The sequence below is a fragment of the Brevundimonas sp. genome (assembly GCF_046293315.1).
Classification (GTDB): domain Bacteria; phylum Pseudomonadota; class Alphaproteobacteria; order Caulobacterales; family Caulobacteraceae; genus Brevundimonas.
The window spans coordinates 1-648 of the sequence record NZ_JBKBPF010000069.1; the positions used below are offsets into that span (position 1 = coordinate 1).

Genomic DNA, 648 nt, shown 5'->3' on the forward strand with positions numbered 1-648 from the left:
GCGTTCGGAATGCTCATGAGCGCGGGCGTAGCATCCCGCGCGCCGCTGCGCAAAACCGGTTCAGCCGCGGGCGTTCTGGCCCCAGCGGCGATACAGATTATAGCCCGACACGCCGACGCAGACGGCGGCGATCACGGCCAGGACCCAGCCGATCATGGTCGTCTCGCGGCCGCCGACCGCCTGATCGCCGGCCAGGCGGAACGCCGCCATGGCCGCGCCGAACGACGCCAGGCCGACCCCGCCCATGACCAGAAAGGCGCCCGTCTCGCTCCAGTCGAATCGGCCGGATGTCGGGGTCGCGTCGGTCTCGTGCCGCAGCACGGGGGCGAAGTCCGAGGCGGTGATGCTTTCGTGCAGGAACAGGCCGTCCTGGTCGGCCCGCTCGGTCTGGCGGCGTTCCCAGACTGGGCGCTGGATGGGCGCCATCTCGACCGCCGGCGGTGCGGTCAGCACCAGCGGCGGCGGCGTCAGTTCGTTGGCCAGCGGCGGAAACGGCGAGGGCGCGCCAGGGGTGAAGCTGGGCGTATGCGGGGCCGGGCCGTCGTCGATGACCGACGAGGATTCGGTGAAGCTGGGCGCCTCGACCGGCGCGCGCCAGGCCGGCGTCGGCGCCGCCTCGACAGCCGAAGGCTCCGGCGGCGCTGCGGG

The 648-nt window shown here is 73.1% G+C and carries 1 protein-coding gene; it reads right to left on the minus strand.

The window, feature by feature from the left end:
- Positions 1–60 precede the first annotated feature (60 nt).
- Positions 61–648: hypothetical protein (locus tag ACK4SE_RS14055; protein ID WP_409693965.1), on the minus strand; the 588-nt coding region annotated here is incomplete at its 5' end.